The 17,076-nt window shown below is 53.3% G+C and carries 22 protein-coding genes; 16 read left to right on the top strand and 6 right to left on the bottom strand.

Annotated features, from left to right (window positions below; translation table 11 throughout):
- Positions 1 to 32: 32 nt before the first annotated feature.
- Positions 33 to 347, bottom strand: a complete 315-nt coding sequence (gene fliE / locus OGW16_RS15170) for a flagellar hook-basal body complex protein FliE (protein WP_043016782.1) — start codon at positions 345 to 347, stop codon at positions 33 to 35.
- A gap of 216 nt (positions 348 to 563) precedes the next feature.
- Between fliE and fliF the strand changes: the two genes are divergently transcribed.
- The 14 genes from fliF to rcsA all read left to right on the top strand — a co-directional run bounded on the left by fliF (position 564) and on the right by rcsA (position 12,073).
- Positions 564 to 2,246 carry a flagellar basal-body MS-ring/collar protein FliF gene (gene fliF, locus OGW16_RS15165; RefSeq protein ID WP_043016783.1) on the top strand — a complete coding sequence of 561 codons (1,683 nt, stop codon included), beginning with the start codon at positions 564 to 566 and terminating at the stop codon, positions 2,244 to 2,246.
- Positions 2,239 to 3,237: a flagellar motor switch protein FliG gene (fliG, locus tag OGW16_RS15160; protein ID WP_003030443.1), complete on the top strand. Its 999-nt coding sequence runs from the start codon at positions 2,239 to 2,241 to the stop codon at positions 3,235 to 3,237. Before fliF ends, fliG begins: the two co-directional genes overlap by 8 nt.
- A complete protein-coding gene (fliH, locus tag OGW16_RS15155; RefSeq protein ID WP_043016784.1) occupies positions 3,230 to 3,937 on the top strand; it encodes a flagellar assembly protein FliH in 708 nt (235 codons plus the stop codon). Before fliG ends, fliH begins: the two co-directional genes overlap by 8 nt.
- Positions 3,937 to 5,307: a flagellar protein export ATPase FliI gene (fliI, locus tag OGW16_RS15150; RefSeq protein WP_047410431.1), complete on the top strand. Its 1,371-nt coding sequence runs from the start codon at positions 3,937 to 3,939 to the stop codon at positions 5,305 to 5,307. The genes fliH and fliI overlap by 1 nt, the downstream gene beginning before the upstream one ends.
- 21 nt (positions 5,308 to 5,328) lie before the next feature.
- Positions 5,329 to 5,772 (top strand): flagellar export protein FliJ, encoded by a 444-nt coding sequence (fliJ, locus tag OGW16_RS15145; protein WP_003839084.1) that lies wholly within the window; start codon positions 5,329 to 5,331, stop codon positions 5,770 to 5,772.
- On the top strand, positions 5,769 to 6,983 hold the full coding sequence (gene fliK / locus OGW16_RS15140) for a flagellar hook length control protein FliK (protein WP_286518577.1): 1,215 nt from the start codon (positions 5,769 to 5,771) through the stop codon (positions 6,981 to 6,983). The genes fliJ and fliK overlap by 4 nt, the downstream gene beginning before the upstream one ends.
- A gap of 104 nt (positions 6,984 to 7,087) precedes the next feature.
- Entirely contained in the window at positions 7,088 to 7,555 is a 468-nt protein-coding gene (gene fliL, locus OGW16_RS15135) for a flagellar basal body-associated protein FliL (RefSeq protein WP_003030435.1), read from the top strand.
- 4 nt (positions 7,556 to 7,559) lie between these two features.
- The gene (fliM, locus tag OGW16_RS15130) at positions 7,560 to 8,564 is read left to right on the top strand and encodes a flagellar motor switch protein FliM (protein ID WP_003030434.1); all 1,005 of its coding nucleotides are present in this window, start codon (positions 7,560 to 7,562) and stop codon (positions 8,562 to 8,564) included.
- Positions 8,561 to 8,974, top strand: a complete 414-nt coding sequence (gene fliN, locus OGW16_RS15125; RefSeq protein ID WP_003030433.1) for a flagellar motor switch protein FliN — start codon at positions 8,561 to 8,563, stop codon at positions 8,972 to 8,974. The genes fliM and fliN overlap by 4 nt, the downstream gene beginning before the upstream one ends.
- A gap of 2 nt (positions 8,975 to 8,976) precedes the next feature.
- Positions 8,977 to 9,351 (top strand): flagellar biosynthetic protein FliO, encoded by a 375-nt coding sequence (gene fliO / locus OGW16_RS15120; RefSeq protein WP_080624994.1) that lies wholly within the window; start codon positions 8,977 to 8,979, stop codon positions 9,349 to 9,351.
- Entirely contained in the window at positions 9,351 to 10,088 is a 738-nt protein-coding gene (fliP, locus tag OGW16_RS15115; RefSeq protein ID WP_006684053.1) for a flagellar type III secretion system pore protein FliP, read from the top strand. Before fliO ends, fliP begins: the two co-directional genes overlap by 1 nt.
- A gap of 9 nt (positions 10,089 to 10,097) precedes the next feature.
- A complete protein-coding gene (fliQ, locus tag OGW16_RS15110) occupies positions 10,098 to 10,367 on the top strand; it encodes a flagellar biosynthesis protein FliQ (RefSeq protein WP_003030425.1) in 270 nt (89 codons plus the stop codon).
- An 8-nt stretch (positions 10,368 to 10,375) separates the two neighbouring features.
- Positions 10,376 to 11,161 carry a flagellar biosynthetic protein FliR gene (gene fliR / locus OGW16_RS15105; protein ID WP_047410421.1) on the top strand — a complete coding sequence of 262 codons (786 nt, stop codon included), beginning with the start codon at positions 10,376 to 10,378 and terminating at the stop codon, positions 11,159 to 11,161.
- 288 nt (positions 11,162 to 11,449) lie between these two features.
- Positions 11,450 to 12,073, top strand: coding sequence for a transcriptional regulator RcsA (rcsA, locus tag OGW16_RS15100; protein WP_043016789.1), 624 nt, complete (start codon positions 11,450 to 11,452; stop codon positions 12,071 to 12,073).
- A gap of 51 nt (positions 12,074 to 12,124) precedes the next feature.
- Here the strand turns inward: rcsA and dsrB are convergent, their stop codons facing one another.
- Entirely contained in the window at positions 12,125 to 12,313 is a 189-nt protein-coding gene (gene dsrB, locus OGW16_RS15095; RefSeq protein ID WP_003030419.1) for a protein DsrB, read from the bottom strand.
- A 163-nt stretch (positions 12,314 to 12,476) separates the two neighbouring features.
- Between dsrB and yodD the strand changes: the two genes are divergently transcribed.
- Positions 12,477 to 12,704, top strand: coding sequence for a YodD family peroxide/acid resistance protein (gene yodD, locus OGW16_RS15090; RefSeq protein WP_003030417.1), 228 nt, complete (start codon positions 12,477 to 12,479; stop codon positions 12,702 to 12,704).
- 206 nt (positions 12,705 to 12,910) lie between these two features.
- Here yodD and OGW16_RS15085 read toward each other — a convergent pair whose 3' ends face one another.
- Positions 12,911 to 13,093: a YodC family protein gene (locus tag OGW16_RS15085; RefSeq protein WP_087051384.1), complete on the bottom strand. Its 183-nt coding sequence runs from the start codon at positions 13,091 to 13,093 to the stop codon at positions 12,911 to 12,913.
- 77 nt (positions 13,094 to 13,170) lie between these two features.
- Positions 13,171 to 14,085 (bottom strand): DUF808 domain-containing protein, encoded by a 915-nt coding sequence (locus OGW16_RS15080; protein WP_286518626.1) that lies wholly within the window; start codon positions 14,083 to 14,085, stop codon positions 13,171 to 13,173.
- A 175-nt stretch (positions 14,086 to 14,260) separates the two neighbouring features.
- On the opposite strand from OGW16_RS15080, the gene yedA reads away from it, so the two are divergent.
- Positions 14,261 to 15,181: a drug/metabolite exporter YedA gene (gene yedA / locus OGW16_RS15075; protein ID WP_043016792.1), complete on the top strand. Its 921-nt coding sequence runs from the start codon at positions 14,261 to 14,263 to the stop codon at positions 15,179 to 15,181.
- Here the strand turns inward: yedA and OGW16_RS15070 are convergent.
- Positions 15,173 to 15,640 (bottom strand): very short patch repair endonuclease, encoded by a 468-nt coding sequence (locus OGW16_RS15070; protein ID WP_043016793.1) that lies wholly within the window; start codon positions 15,638 to 15,640, stop codon positions 15,173 to 15,175. The genes yedA and OGW16_RS15070 overlap by 9 nt on opposite strands.
- On the bottom strand, positions 15,621 to 17,051 hold the full coding sequence (locus tag OGW16_RS15065; RefSeq protein ID WP_434542752.1) for a DNA cytosine methyltransferase: 1,431 nt from the start codon (positions 17,049 to 17,051) through the stop codon (positions 15,621 to 15,623). Before OGW16_RS15065 ends, OGW16_RS15070 begins: the two co-directional genes overlap by 20 nt.
- Positions 17,052 to 17,076 lie beyond the last annotated feature (25 nt).

The raw sequence follows: 17,076 nt of genomic DNA, 5'->3' as shown, positions 1-17,076 counted from the left end.
CTTATCCGGCAAACATTCTCTGCACGCAGTCCCTACACCTGCATCGACATCACTTCCTGATACGCCGACACCAGTTTGTTACGCACCTGAATACCCATCTGCATCGATACCGACGCTTTTTGCATATCGGTCATCACATCATTCAGCGCAATACCCGGTTCACCGAGGGTAAATTTCTCAGCCTGCACACGGGATGCGGTTTGCACATCGCTGATCCTGTCTAACGCTGCATGCAGTTGACCGGCAAAACTCACGGTCGGTTGTGGCTGCAAATCCTGCATTTTTGCTGACATCGCCGTGGTCTGTAGCTGGCTGATGACCCCTTCAATCCCCTGTATTGCCGACATTCTGATCCCCTGGATGATTTTTTACGTAGTTGAGATTACCAGTTAGTCAATAAGATAAAGGCGTTAAATAACGATAAAAAACCACGGTTTTTAACGCATAGAAAAATTCGAAACCGCAAATAATGAGACCGTCAATTTTTCGAGTTTGCTGACCCGGGAGTGAGTCTTGTTCCACTTTGCAAAAAACGCCGTCCACGATAAGCCACGAGGTGCGAGATGAGTGCGACAGCATCGACTGCAACCCAGCTTAAACCTCTCGAGTGGTTAAACCGCCTGCGCGCGAATCCCAGAATTCCTCTGATTGTGGCGGGAGCCGCTGCCGTCGCTATCATCGTGGCGATGGTCCTGTGGGCCAAAGCGCCTGACTACCGCACGCTGTTCAGCAATCTTTCCGATCAGGATGGTGGCGCGATTGTCACCCAACTGACGCAGATGAACGTTCCCTACCGTTTTACTGAGGGAAGCGGCGCCATTGAAGTTCCTGCCGATAAAGTCCATGAACTGCGCTTACGTCTGGCGCAACAAGGCCTGCCGAAAGGCGGTGCGGTGGGCTTTGAACTGCTGGATCAGGAAAAGTTTGGTATCAGCCAGTTTAGCGAGCAGGTCAACTACCAGCGTGCGCTGGAAGGTGAATTAGCCCGTACCATTGAAACGCTGGGACCGGTAAAACGCGCCCGCGTGCATCTGGCAATGCCGAAACCGTCGCTGTTTGTGCGTGAACAAAAAGCGCCTTCAGCCTCCGTCACCGTCAATCTCGAGCCGGGCCGCGCCCTCGATGAAGGTCAAATCAGCGCGGTCACGCATTTGGTCTCCAGCGCTGTTGCAGGCTTACCTCCGGGCAACGTTACGCTGGTCGACCAGGCGGGTCACCTGTTAACTCAGTCGAACACCAGCAGCCGCGATCTTAACGATGCGCAACTGAAATACGCCAGCGATGTTGAGGGCCGCGTTCAGCGTCGTATCGAATCGATCCTGTCGCCGATTGTCGGCAACGGTAATGTACACGCTCAGGTCACCGCACAGCTGGATTTTGCCAACAAAGAGCAAACCGAAGAGCAGTATCGTCCAAACGGTGATGAGTCCCAGGCCGTGCTGCGTTCACGTCAGTTGAACGTCAGCGAACAGGTTGGTAGCGGAGCGCCAGGCGGCGTCCCGGGCGCATTGTCTAATCAGCCTGCTCCGGCAAATACCGCGCCAATCGCCACCCCACCAGCTAATCAGCAAAACGCGCAAAATACGCAAAACCCGCAAACGGCGAATAACAGCAATAATGCCGGCCCGCGCAGTACGCAGCGCAATGAAACCAGCAACTATGAAGTCGACCGTACCATTCGCCACACCAAAATGAACGTTGGCGATGTACAGCGTCTCTCGGTGGCAGTAGTCGTCAACTATAAAACCTTGCCAGACGGCAAACCGTTGCCGTTAACCGCCGAGCAGATGAAACAGATTGAGGATCTGACCCGCGAAGCGATGGGCTTCTCCGACAAGCGTGGCGATACCCTGAACGTGGTGAACTCTCCCTTCACGGCGACCGACGATTCCATTGGCGAGCTACCGTTCTGGAAACAGCAGTCCTTTATTGATCAGTTAATGTCCGCAGGTCGTTGGTTACTGGTTCTGTTAGTCGCCTGGATCCTGTGGCGAAAAGCTGTTCGCCCGCAGTTGGTTCGTCGCAGCGAAGAAGCAAAAGCCGTTCAAGAGAAAACGCGTATCCGTCAGGAAACCGAAGAAGCGGTTGAAGTTCGACTTAGCAAAGACGAACAAACCCAGCAGCGTCGAACTAATCAGCGTCTGGGTGCAGAAGTCATGAGTCAGCGTATTCGTGAAATGTCAGATAACGATCCGCGCGTCGTGGCGCTGGTCATTCGCCAGTGGATGAGTAACGATCATGAGTAATGCCCTTACCGGTACCGATAAAAGCGTCATCCTGCTGATGACCATTGGCGAAGATCGCGCGGCGGAGGTGTTTAAGCACCTTTCCACGCGCGAAGTTCAGGCGCTCAGTACAGCGATGGCGAACGTACGCCAGATCTCCAACAAACAGTTGACGGAAGTGCTGGCCGAGTTTGAGCAAGAAGCAGAACAGTTTGCCGCACTGAATATCAACGCCAACGAATATCTACGCTCCGTGCTGGTGAAAGCGCTTGGCGAGGAACGTGCCTCCAGCCTGCTGGAAGATATTCTGGAAACCCGCGATACCACCAGCGGCATTGAAACGCTCAACTTTATGGAGCCGCAAAGCGCCGCCGACCTTATCCGCGACGAGCATCCGCAGATTATCGCCACCATTCTGGTGCACCTCAAACGAGGTCAGGCTGCCGATATTCTGGCGCTGTTTGACGAACGTTTACGTCATGACGTCATGCTGCGTATCGCCACATTCGGTGGCGTACAGCCTGCCGCGCTGGCAGAACTGACCGAGGTACTCAACGGTCTGCTCGATGGCCAGAACCTCAAGCGCAGCAAAATGGGCGGCGTGAGAACGGCGGCAGAAATTATCAACCTGATGAAAACCCAGCAGGAAGAAGCCGTTATTACCGCCGTACGCGAATTCGACGGCGAACTGGCACAGAAAATTATCGACGAGATGTTCCTGTTCGAAAACCTGGTGGACGTCGACGATCGCAGCATCCAGCGCCTGCTGCAGGAAGTGGATTCCGAATCGCTGCTGATTGCCCTGAAAGGTGCCGAACAGCCGCTGCGCGAGAAGTTCCTGCGCAACATGTCGCAACGTGCTGCCGATATTCTGCGCGACGACCTCGCCAACCGCGGTCCGGTGCGTTTGTCGCAAGTGGAAAACGAACAGAAAGCCATTCTGCTTATTGTGCGTCGTCTGGCGGAAACCGGCGAGATGGTGATAGGCAGCGGCGAGGATACCTATGTCTAACGAACTGCCATGGAAAGTCTGGACCCCGGACGATCTCGCCCCACCAATGGCGGAGTTCATACTGGCCGACCACAGCGAAACGCCGCTGTCAGAAGAGTCCGACGAGCCGGAACTCTCTGCAGAGCAACAGCTTGAGCAGCAGCTCGCACAGTTGCAAATGCAAGCCCATGAGCAAGGCTATAACGCGGGCCTGGCGGAAGGTCGACAAAAGGGCCACGAACAAGGTTATCAGGAAGGTCTGAACCAGGGACTGGAGCAAGGTCAGAGCCAGGCGCGCGCTCAGCATGCGCCGATTCATGCCCGCATGCAGCAGTTGGTGAGCGAATTTCAGAATACGCTGGACGCACTGGACAGCGTTATCGCCTCACGCCTGATGCAAATGGCGCTGGAAGCCGCGCGTCAGGTGATTGGTCAGACGCCAATCGTGGATAACGCGGCGTTGATTAAGCAAATCCAACAGCTGTTGCAGCAGGAGCCGTTGTTTAGCGGTAAACCGCAATTGCGTGTGCATCCGGACGATCTCCAGCGTGTGGAGGAGATGCTCGGTGCGACCCTCAGCCTGCACGGCTGGCGGTTGCGCGGCGATCCGACGCTGCATCACGGCGGTTGTAAAGTCTCAGCCGACGAAGGCGATCTGGATGCCAGCGTCGCCACGCGTTGGCAAGAACTCTGCCGTCTGGCAGCGCCGGGAGTCGTGTAATGACCACTCGCCTGACTCGCTGGCTCAATACACTGGACAACTTCGAAGAGAAAATGTCGCTACTGCCTGCGGTGCGCCGTTACGGTCGACTGACCCGTGCCACCGGACTGGTGCTGGAGGCCACGGGATTACAGTTGCCGCTAGGCGCCACCTGTGTTATTGAGCGCCAGGACGGCAACGAAACCCAGGAAGTCGAAAGTGAAGTTGTGGGCTTTAACGGTCAGCGTCTGTTTCTGATGCCGCTCGAAGAGGTCGAAGGCGTTTTGCCTGGCGCGCGCGTGTACGCAAAGAACATTGCTGGCGAAGGTCTGCAAAGCGGCAAGCAATTACCGCTTGGCCCTGCACTGCTCGGACGGGTGCTTGACGGTAGCGGCAAACCGCTCGACGGACTGCCGGCCCCGGATACCACCGAAACCGGGGCGTTGATTACGCCGCCGTTTAACCCGCTCCAACGTACCGCGATTGAACACGTACTGGATACCGGCGTACGTCCCATCAACGCGTTGTTAACCGTTGGTCGCGGCCAGCGTATGGGACTTTTCGCAGGCTCCGGCGTTGGTAAGAGCGTTCTGCTCGGCATGATGGCGCGCTATACCCAGGCCGATGTTATCGTCGTGGGCCTGATTGGCGAACGTGGCCGTGAAGTTAAAGATTTCATTGAAAATATCCTCGGAGCCGACGGTCGCGCACGCTCGGTGGTGATTGCCGCTCCGGCAGATGTCTCGCCGCTATTACGTATGCAAGGCGCGGCCTATGCTACGCGTATTGCTGAAGATTTCCGCGATCGTGGACAGCACGTATTGCTGATTATGGACTCCCTCACCCGCTACGCGATGGCGCAACGTGAGATAGCCCTGGCGATCGGCGAGCCGCCGGCAACCAAAGGTTATCCCCCTTCAGTATTCGCCAAATTACCGGCGCTGGTTGAACGTGCCGGGAACGGTATTCACGGCGGCGGTTCAGTTACCGCGTTTTATACGGTACTGACCGAAGGTGACGACCAGCAGGACCCCATTGCGGATTCCGCGCGCGCGATTCTGGACGGCCACATTGTGCTGTCACGTCATCTGGCTGAGGCGGGTCACTATCCGGCCATCGATATTGAAGCCTCGATCAGCCGCGCTATGACCGCGCTCATTAGTGAACAACACTATGCGCGGGTGCGTAACTTTAAACAGTTGCTATCCAGCTTCCAGCGCAACCGCGATCTGGTTAGCGTGGGGGCGTATGCCAAAGGCAGCGATCCCATGCTGGATAAAGCCATCGCCTTATGGCCGCAACTGGAAGCGTTCTTACAGCAAGGCATCTTTGAACGGGCTGACTGGGAAGATTCTCTGCAAGCTTTAGAACTGATTTTCCCTGGTGTGTGATTAAGCAGGAGAGCATAGGTCATGGCACAACATGGTGCATTAGCAACATTGAAAGACCTGGCTGAAAAAGAGGTAGATGACGCCGCTGTCTTATTGGGAGAGATGCGTCGTGGCTGTCAGCAGGCGGAAGAGCAGTTGAAGATGCTGATCGATTATCAGCATGAGTATCGCAACAATCTTAACACTGACATGGGTCAGGGGATTACCAGCAATCGCTGGATCAATTACCAGCAATTTATTCAGACGCTGGAAAAAGCCATTGAGCAACATCGCCAACAGCTCAATCAATGGACGCAGAAAGTGGACCAGGCTTTGAACAGTTGGCGTGATAAAAAACAACGTTTACAGGCATGGCAGACTCTGCAGGACAGACAAACCTCGGCGGCATTGCTGGCTGAAAACCGCCTGGATCAGAAAAAAATGGATGAATTTGCTCAGCGCGCAGCTATGAGGAAACCCGAATGATTACTTTACCCCAACTGATTACCACCGACACCGACGTAGCCGCAGGTCTTCAGTCTGGCAAAGCGGTAGATTCAGCCGAGGATTTTTTAGCGCTGCTGGCTGGCGCATTAGGTGCGGGCGACGCGCAGGGTAAAGACGCCCCGCTGTCGCTTGCCGACTTACAGGCGGCCGGTAGCAAACTGCAAAAAGGGTTGCTGCAAAAAAATGGCGATCCAACCCCGTCGCTCAAGTTATCCGAGCTGCTGGCGCAAAAAGAGATGCAAACCGATGCGTCTCTTGCCGACATGACAGACGCTCAGCAACTGTTGTCAGCCCTCACGCCCTCCTTGAAAGCTAATGCCCTGACAACACTGGGCAAAGTCGCTCAGCAGGATGAAAAAACCACCACGCTCAGCGATGACGATCTCGCCAACCTGAGCGCGTTGTTCGCCATGCTGCCAGGACAACCACTGGCTACGCCTGCCGTCAGCAGCGCGCCAGCCCCAGTTGATGCCGCACTTTCGGCGTTGTCACGCGGCACGGTACACGGCGCTATCGCCGATAACGCGGGCGAATTGCTGCCCGGTGATGCCAAAAAAGGCAAAGCGGATATTGCCAATCCTGGCAGCAGCCTGGATCAGACAAACAATCCGACGCTAACCCCGTTGGCGGCAGCAGCGACGACCAGAGCGGAAATTGACAGTTCCCCTTCGCCAACCAGCGTTGGCGTGACGGCGGCGCCGTTAAGTAGCCCGCAACCCCATGCTCAGCCGTTACCGACCGCCGCCCCCGTACTCAGCGCCCCATTGGGTAGCCACGAATGGCAGCAATCTCTGAGCCAGCACGTCACGCTGTTTACGCGTCAGGGTCAGCAAAGCGCAGAACTGCGCCTGCATCCACAGGATCTCGGCCAGGTGCATATTTCCCTCAAGCTGGATGACAACCTCGCGCAGCTGCAAATGGTATCGCCACACAGTCACGTACGTGCTGCGCTGGAAGCCGCGTTACCGATGCTGCGTACGCAGTTGGCTGAAAGCGGGATCCAGCTTGGGCAAAGCAGTATCAGTAGTGAAAGCTTTGCCGGCAATCAGCAGTCTTCCGGGCAGCAACAGCAGACGGGTCGCGCTCAGGGACAAGACATTTTTGCCGCTGAAGATGACGCCGTACTGGCTACGCCAGCCTCACTGCAAGCCGCAGCACGCGGTGATGGAGCAGTAGACATCTTCGCCTAACGCCAGAGGTAGCATGATTATCCGCGTCTTTTCCACGCTTTGTCGTGGACAGGACACGGGATAATCAGCCCATAAGCTGTACCGAAACAGGAAGCCCGTATCTGATGACTGACTCCGCGATTAACAAAAAAAGTAAACGCGCTATTTGGATCCCTCTGCTGGTATTAATTACCCTCGCCGCCTGCGCAACTGCGGGTTATAGCTACTGGCGCATGCAGCAGCAGCCGTCCGCCAGCGTCAAAGCGGAACCGGCTCCACCGCCAGCCCCGGTATTCTTCGCGCTGGATACCTTTACCGTCAATCTGGGTGATGCGGACCGTGTACTGTATATCGGTATCACACTGCGTATGAAAGACGAGGCGACGCGTTCACGTCTTAACGAATATCTGCCGGAAGTACGCAGCCGCTTGCTGCTGCTGTTTTCCCGCCAGAACGCGGCTACGCTCGCCACCGAAGAAGGTAAGCAACAGTTGATTACCGCCATCAAAGAGACGCTCGCGACTCCGCTCGTTGTTGGTCAACCCAAACAGGTTGTCACCGACGTTCTTTATACAGCTTTTATTCTGCGGTAAAGACATGGGCGACAGTATTCTTTCTCAGGCTGAAATCGACGCATTGCTTAACGGCGATAGCGAAACTAAAGACGAACCCATTTCCGGTATCGCAAAAGAAAGCGATATTCGTCCTTACGATCCCAACACCCAGCGCCGCGTAGTACGTGAGCGTTTACAGGCGCTGGAGATTATTAACGAACGCTTCGCGCGCCAGTTCCGTATGGGATTATTTAACCTGTTGCGCCGTAGCCCGGATATTACCGTGGGTGCGATCCGTATCCAGCCATACCACGAGTTTGCGCGTAACTTACCGGTTCCGACCAACCTGAACTTAATCCACCTGAAGCCGCTGCGCGGTACGGGTCTGGTGGTGTTCTCACCGAGTCTGGTATTTATCGCCGTTGATAACCTGTTCGGCGGTGATGGACGCTTCCCGACGAAAGTTGAAGGTCGGGAATTTACCCATACCGAACAGCGCGTTATCAACCGCATGCTGAAGCTGGCGCTGGAAAGCTACAGCGACGCGTGGAAGGCCATCAATCCGCTGGAAGTGGAATACGTTCGTTCCGAGATGCAGGTGAAATTTACCAATATCACCACCTCTCCTAACGACATCGTGGTGAATACTCCGTTCCACGTTGAAATTGGCAACCTGACCGGTGAATTTAACATCTGTCTGCCATTCAGCATGATTGAACCGTTGCGTGAGCTGCTGGTGAACCCGCCGCTGGAAAACTCGCGTAATGAAGATCAGAACTGGCGCAATAATCTGGTGCGTCAGGTTCAGCATTCTGAGCTGGAGCTGGTGGCAAACTTTGCCGACATTCCGCTGCGGCTATCCCAGATTTTAAAACTGAAACCCGGCGATGTACTGCCGATTGAAAAACCCGACCGCATTATTGCTCATGTGGACGGCGTGCCTGTACTGACCAGCCAGTATGGCACCGTAAACGGTCAGTATGCGTTACGCGTAGAACATCTGATAAACCCGATTTTGAATTCGCTGAATGAGGAACAGCCCAAATGAGTGATATGAATAATCCGTCCGATGAGAACACTGGCGCATTGGACGATCTGTGGGCTGACGCGTTAAACGAGCAAAAAACCACGCCCACCAAAAGTGCGGCCGATGCGGTATTCCAGCAGTTAGGCGGCGGCGACGTCAGCGGTGCTTTGCAGGACATCGATCTGATCATGGACATTCCGGTCAAACTGACCGTCGAATTGGGCCGTACCCGCATGACCATCAAAGAACTGCTGCGTCTGACGCAGGGTTCGGTCGTCGCATTGGATGGTCTGGCTGGCGAGCCGCTGGATATCCTGATCAACGGTTACCTGATTGCCCAGGGTGAAGTGGTGGTGGTCGCAGATAAATACGGCGTTCGTATCACCGACATTATTACCCCATCAGAACGCATGCGCCGTCTGAGCCGTTAAGCATGAATACCCAGGCGACAGTTTCTCAGCCAGCCGCCGTACCCGGCTCACCGCTGGTACAGGTAAGCGGCGCGCTGTTTGGGATCATCGTATTGATCCTGGCTGCGGCCTGGGTCATTAAGCGTCTGGGGTTTGCCCCCAAAAGCGCTGGTACGCGCGGACTGAAAGTTACTGCGAGCACCTCACTGGGTCCACGTGAGCGCGTGGTGATTGTTGAGGTTGAAGATGCGCGCCTGGTGCTGGGCGTCACGGCCTCGCAAATTAACGTATTGCACACCCTGCCCGCGGCGCCTGCCGAGGCAGAAGAAAAACCGGCCTCCCCTGCGGATTTCCAGGCCATGATGAAGAGTTTGCTCAAGCGTCCTGGGAGATCCTGATGCGCCGTTTGTTATCCATCACGCTGGCAGGCTTATGGCTTTTCAGCCCTGTTGCCCTCGCTCAGCTTCCGGGACTGGTAAGCCAGCCGTTGCCAGGCGGCGGACAAAGCTGGTCTTTGCCAGTGCAAACGCTGGTGTTTATCACCTCGCTGACATTCCTGCCCGCCATTTTATTGATGATGACCAGCTTCACCCGCATCATCATCGTTTTCGGCCTGTTACGAAATGCGCTGGGAACACCTTCTGCACCGCCGAACCAGGTGCTACTGGGGCTGGCGCTATTTTTGACCTTTTTCATCATGTCGCCAGTAATCGACAAAATTTACGTCGACGCGTATCAACCGTTCAGTGAAGAGAAGATCTCCATGCAGGAAGCCATGGAGAAAGGCGCACAGCCGCTGCGCGAGTTTATGCTGCGCCAAACCCGTGAAGCGGATCTGGCGCTGTTCGCTCGTCTGGCAAACAGCGGCCCACTGCAAGGACCAGAAGCCGTACCGATGCGAATTTTGCTTCCGGCCTATGTCACCAGCGAGCTGAAAACGGCATTCCAGATAGGTTTTACTATTTTTATTCCGTTTCTGATTATCGACCTGGTCATCGCCAGCGTGCTGATGGCGCTCGGGATGATGATGGTCCCCCCGGCCACGATCGCGCTGCCGTTCAAGCTGATGCTGTTTGTGTTGGTAGACGGTTGGCAGCTGCTTGTCGGCTCGCTGGCACAAAGCTTTTACAGTTAGAGGCGCGAAATGACTCCTGAATCGGTCATGATGATGGGCACAGAGGCGATGAAGGTCGCCCTGGCCCTTGCCGCGCCTTTGCTGTTGGTCGCCCTCGTCACAGGTCTTATCATCAGTATTTTGCAGGCGGCGACCCAGATTAACGAAATGACGCTGTCCTTCATTCCCAAAATTGTCGCGGTGTTTATTGCCATCATTGTTGCCGGACCGTGGATGCTTAACCTGCTGCTCGACTACGTACGTACGCTGTTCAGCAATATCCCCTATATCATCGGGTAGATGACATTATGCTGCAGGTGACCAGCGTTGAATGGCTCCACTGGCTAAACCTTTACTTCTGGCCTTTGCTGCGCATACTGGCGCTCATCTCAACGGCCCCTATTCTCAGCGAGCGCGCCATCCCCAAACGGGTAAAACTGGGGCTTGGATTAATGATAACTGTCGTTATCGCCCCATCGATTCCCCCCGTAGACGTCCCCATCTTTTCTGTTGGCGCGCTATGGCAGGCAATGCAACAAATCCTGATCGGCATCGCCATAGGCTTCACCATGCAGTTTGCATTTGCGGCAGTACGAACCGCCGGGGAATTGATCGGCCTCCAAATGGGCCTCTCCTTCGCAACCTTCTTCGACCCCGGTAGCCGTCTGAACATGCCGGTGCTGGCACGCCTGATCGACATGCTCGCCATGCTGTTGTTCCTTACGTTTAACGGTCATTTATGGCTTATTTCACTGCTGGTGGATACCTTTCATACCTTGCCAATCGGCGGCAATCCGGTGAACAGCAATGCGTTTCTCGCGCTGGCGCGGGCGGGTAGCCTGATTTTCCTCAACGGTCTAATGCTGGCCCTGCCGATAATGACGCTGCTACTCACACTGAACCTCGCACTCGGTTTGTTAAATCGTATGGCCCCCCAGTTGTCGATTTTCGTCATCGGCTTTCCACTCACCCTCACCGTGGGTATTTCATTAATGGCGGCGCTGATGCCATTAATTGCGCCATTCTGCGAACGATTATTCAGCGAAATTTTTAATTTATTGGCTGATATTGTCAGCGAAATGCCCGGAAAATAATAACCCTTATTTTTTATCCTGTTTTACTAAGGATTGTCCTAAATTTAAAAAGTGACAACATCCACCAGGATATCTCTGTCGCGGTTTATTTGTTTTTGCCTCACTCACATAACGCAACATTTACTTTACTTTAAGATGTTTCCTGGCAAATTATACGCAACTTTACGGGATAGTAATTTCGCCTGAAAAACAGCGAAAGCGTCATCTTGGGTCGTTATTATTCCGTTTAGTTGTGATGAAATAATCAGGTAAGGGGAATTATCGTTACGCATTGAGTGAGGGTATGCCATGTCAACGATTATTATGGATTTATGCAGTTACACCCGGCTAGGGTTGACCGGATATCTGGTAAGTCGGGGGGTGAAAAAAAGGGAAATCAACAACATTTCCAACGTTGATGAACTCAGTCTCGCCTGTGTCTCTCAACAGCCCGCTGTGGTGTTTATTAATGAGGACTGCTTTATCCACGATCCTGCTAATAGCCAGCAAATAAAGCAAATCATTAATCAACATCCCGGTACATTATTTATTGTGTTTATGGCAATTGCCAACGTACATTTTGATGAATATCTATTAGTAAGAAAAAATTTATTGATTAGTTCTAAGTCGATTAAACCAGATTCATTGGATACACTTCTTGGCGATATTCTGAAAAAGGAAGTGGATATTGTCATTGATGTTAATCTGCCGACACTGTCATTAAGCCGTACCGAGTCCAGCATGCTGCGCATGTGGATGGAGGGTCAGGGAACAATACAGATATCCGACCAAATGAATATCAAGGCCAAGACCGTGTCATCCCATAAGGGGAATATAAAACGAAAGATAAAGACGCATAATAAGCAAGTTATCTATCACGTTGTTCGACTCACGGATAATGTCACCAATGGTATCTTTGTGAATATGCGCTAAGACGTTCTGACTGGTGGCGGATCCACCAGTCAGAATCACTGCAGAACGGGTTTACTCCACTTTTTCCACAAAGATACCATCCTGATGACCTGACTCATTAAAGAACCAGATACCGAGCGGGTAGTCTTCCAGCGAAACCAGGTACATAGTGCCTTCACTAAACTCTTCAATAGCCAGTACCACGCCCGGTCGACGAGGACCGCCGTCCGTTTTGACTGTGACCCGATCATTCACCTTCATAGTTTTCCTCCTGTGGCTTTGTGCCAGTGTAGAACAATTTCCTTTTTCTGGCAGCGCCTGGCTCGTGCGATTGCGGGTTTTATCGACGGTCTATACTTAAGTTGTGCGTATCTGATGTCCGGATACGCTCCCCCGGTATCCTTAACGGTTGAGAGGTATGAGGATGAAAACCGCGAAAGAGTACAGCGATACGGCCAAGCGTGAAGTCAGCGTCGATGTGGACGCGCTGCTGAAGGCAATCAACGAAATCTGCGAGAGTGAAATTCATCGCAGCCAGGATGACCCGGAACGCGTCAGCGTCGACGGGCGTGATTACCATACATGGCATGAACTGGCCGACGCATTCGAGCTTGATATCCATGATTTTAGCGTGTCGGAAATCAACCGCTGACTGAGGGCGAAAAAAATCCCGGCCCTTATCGGGTCGGGATCAAACTTGCTTATGCAAGAAGCACTTGAAAATTCGTTACACCAGGAAATCTGATGTGAAACAAACCTTATCTGCAATTTTTTTGCCTGACAAGTAAATAATTCTCACTAAAATGATAAATATAACTAATGGTTGAGAGATCGCCCGGTTACGCGCAAGCCAGATGTTCAGGGATCCTGGCACAGCGATCTGCGCTCGCCCGGCACCAGTTCATCTTCACGGAATGCTTCCCGTTTGACGCCAAAGCCGTCGTACCAGCGACACTCCACCATTCCGCTGGCATATCCGGTAACGATCATGCGTGGGCCACCCTCTTTTGAGGTGACTTCCTCACTGACAGAAAAGACCATACCTGCCTCCTGTATCAAGAGAAACCTTTACACCTTAGACGACAAAGAGGCGTTTTGCGTAATCAACCCTGCGACATTTAGTGCGAAACTCCGCGCAGTCTGGCAACAGCGTTCACCAGCAGCACGACTATCCCGCCAATGATAAAACCAAGCACCAGATTCAGCAGGGTTGGAAGCATCAGCGCAATCAATGCACTTTGCTGTTGGGAAAAATGTTCAATCGCATGATGCAATGGTGATATTCCATGCACCACAATTCCGCCGCCGACCAAAAACATCGCCAGCGTGCCGACCACAGAAAGTGTTTTCATCAACCAGGGGGCAACGATCAGCAATCCTTTACCCAGCGACTGGGCAAACGCGCTACGTTTTTCTGCCAGCCAGTACCCAATATCATCGAGCTTAACGATAATCCCGACCAGACCATAGACCCCCACGGTCACCACTAACGCGATGCCCGATAACACCAATACCTGATTCAACAATGGCGCATCCGCTACGATCCCCAGCGTAATCGCGACAATCTCAGCAGATAAAATAAAGTCGGTACGTATCGCCCCTTTGATTTTATCCTTCTCAAAGGTGAGCGGATCCTGCGCCGCCAAAGATGTCAGACGCTGCTGACGTTCTTCCGGAGTTTCTTTGTGTTTACGCGCTTCCAGGGTATGGAGAACTTTTTCCACACCTTCAAAACAGAGAAACGCCCCGCCTACCATTAATAAGGGGGTAATCGCCCAGGGAATGAAGGCGCTTATCAATAGCGCCAACGGCACAAGGATAACTTTGTTAACAAACGATCCCTTCGCCACGCTCCAGACCACCGGGAGTTCGCGATTCGCCCGCACGCCCGACACCTGCTGCGCGTTAAGCGACAGGTCATCTCCCAGTACGCCCGCGGTTTTTTTCGCGGCCAGTTTTCCCATGACGGAGATATCATCCAGCAGCGTGGCGATATCATCGAGTAAGGTCAATAAGCTACTTCCTGCCAAAATTTTTACCCTCAATATTATTTTTTTGCAGTCATAAGTATGAAGTAAAACACGCAATGCTGAAACTGACCTTTCTGGTCAACAAATTTTTAACATCGGCAGGTAATTATAAATCTCGCCAGCAAGATAGTTTTAACGTTTACTATGTTGCACCTTTTTATTTCCACCGTGAGGGATTATGCGTTTCAGGCAATTGCTACCGCTTTTCAGTGCGCTTTTCGCGCTGTACATCATTTGGGGTTCCACGTACTTCGTTATTCGCATTGGCGTTGAAAGCTGGCCGCCGTTGATGATGGCTGGCGTTCGTTTTCTCTCTGCGGGAATTTTGTTAACCGCATTCTTATTTATTCGCGGACATAAGCTGCCGCCTCTGCGTCAGCTTTTGAATGCCGCGTTAATTGGTATCCTGCTGCTGGCTGTAGGTAACGGACTGGTGACTGTCGCTGAGCATCAAAACGTGCCTTCCGGTATTGCCGCCGTAGTGGTCGCCACCGTGCCGCTGTTTACGCTGTGCTTTAGCCACTTTTTTGGCATTAAAACGCGCAAGCTGGAGTGGATGGGGATCGCAATTGGACTCGCTGGGATCATCATGCTGAACAGCGGAGGTAATTTGAGTGGTAATCCGTGGGGCGCTGTTTTAATCCTGATAGGTTCAATGAGCTGGGCATTTGGATCGGTGTACGGTTCACGCATAACGCTGCCCGTTGGCATGATGGCCGGGGCCATTGAAATGTTAGCCGCCGGTATTGTGCTGATGTGCGCCTCGTTGCTTTCCGGGGAAAAGTTGACCACTATGCCAACATTTTCAGGCTTTATGGCGGTCGCCTATCTGGCCCTGTTTGGTTCTATTATTGCCATTAACGCGTATATGTACCTGATCCGCAACGTCAGTCCGGCATTAGCCACCAGCTATGCCTACGTGAACCCGGTTGTCGCCGTATTGTTAGGTACCGGTCTGGGAGGAGAAAGCCTGGCGCCCATCGAATGGCTGGCGCTTGGCGTGATTGTATTTGCGGTAGTACTGGTCACGCTCGGTAAATACTTATTTCCCGCTAAAGCGGACGCCGTTGTGACCCCGTCGGAAAAGACGTTACAGTAAATGAATACCGAGAGTGTCGATCTGCGCGCTGGCGCCACCACCGCAGATCCACTCGATAACACGTTCGGATAACGCGTCATCCCCCAGCTTTTCGCGCCCACGCAGGGCGCACTCCCAGACAATCAGTACACGCCAGCCCAGCGCCTGCAACATTTCACCGTCCCGCGCGTCACGCTGGACATTTTTGCCAATTTTTTCCAGCCAGAATTCCGTTCGTGTTGCGGGGACTTTAAATAGATAGCAGTGGTGATGATGCCAGAAACAACCGTGGGTAAAAATCACACAACGATAATCATCGACCACGAAATCGGGGCGACCGGGTAACGTCGCATCCTGCACGCGAAACGTTACCCCCTGCTCTGTCAGCAAGCTGGCAAGGCGTTTTTCAATGGCAGTATCGCGGGTGGCTATCGCCCGCATATTTTTACTGCGCGTTGCCTTATCGTGAACGTCTGCCACGCAGGTTCTCTTTCTCGCGAATAGCGACCGCCTGTTTGATTTTTGGCTCCAGCAGCCTGGCGACCGCCGCAAACGCCGGGACGACCACCGAGTTACCAAACTGACGATATGCCTGCGTGTCCGACACCGGGATCCTGAACTGATAACCCTGAGGTGATTCGAACCCCATCAGACGCGCGCACTCTCTGGGCGTCAACCTGCGAGGACGGTGTCGCTGATTGTGCGGATCATCAAAATCCTTTTCACCCAGCGCCAGATCCCAGCCGCGGTCGATCAAGATCTCCGCCCCATCTTTATAGTAACGCGCCGATAATGTACGCGTTACGCAATCGGGATTGCCGGGATACACCATGCCATAGCCAAACCCATTCCCCCGCGCCTGATGCTTTTTCGCATAGCGATACAGATATTTCCACAGCACCGGCGTCAACACATATTTTGCATCAACGGTCGGCTCAAGCAGCTCCGCCAGCGTAGTGCGCCGCTGAGGATAGCGGGAGATAATATCGCGCAGCGTGAAGTCTGATTTCAGATTTAGATCGCGGCGAAAGCCGACGAGCACAATACGTTCGCGATGCTGAGGCAAGAAATGTTGCCCGTCGATAATTTTCGGATCGTCCGGTCCGTTATCGTCTGCATCCGCCACGTCATAACCCAGCTCGTCCAGCGTTTGCATAATGATGCGGAAAGTTTTTCCCTGATCGTGGCTCTTCAGGTTTTTGACGTTTTCGAGCACAAATATTGCTGGCCGACGCGCATTGATGATGCGCACCACGTCAAAAAAAAGTGTGCCCTGCGTGTCGCAGGCGAAGCCATGAGCACGACCTAACGCGTTTTTCTTTGATACGCCGGCCAGTGAGAATGGCTGACAAGGAAACCCCGCCAACAGCACATCATGCTGAGGAACATGCTGGCGAATATGTTCTGCCGCCTGCTGGTCGCTCACCCCATCATGATGACTGAGGGTGATATCGCGAATATCTTCATTAAAATGGTGCTGGTGAGGATCGCAGTAGTGATTCGCTTTGTAGGTACGCACCGCATGCTTGTTCCACTCACTGGTGAACACGCACTGCCCGCCAATCGCCTCAAAGCCGCGACGAATGCCGCCAATACCGGCAAAAAGATCGATAAAGCGAAAAGCATAATGTGGATGATGCGCAGGCGGCGTCGGCAGCAAGGCTTTCAGATGAGCCAGCTCGCCATCGCTGAGACGATGCCATGTCTCATTGGCGACAACTCGCTTAAAGATGGCCGGACTCCAGCGGTTCTCGCCAACACCATTCAGATGAGCAACCAGCGTTTTCACGTCATAAATTTCAAGCAACTTCGCCAAAATCACCTGTGCGGTGGCGTCGTTATCATCTGTCATCGGGTTCATGGAGCCTGCTACTGAAAAATTATCCTGCATACATTTAACCGGCCGAAATGGATAA

The sequence above is a fragment of the Citrobacter sp. Ce104 genome (assembly GCF_030334595.1).
GTDB classification, from domain to species: Bacteria; Pseudomonadota; Gammaproteobacteria; order Enterobacterales; family Enterobacteriaceae; genus Citrobacter; species Citrobacter europaeus.
This window is presented reverse-complemented; position numbering and strand designations above follow the sequence as displayed.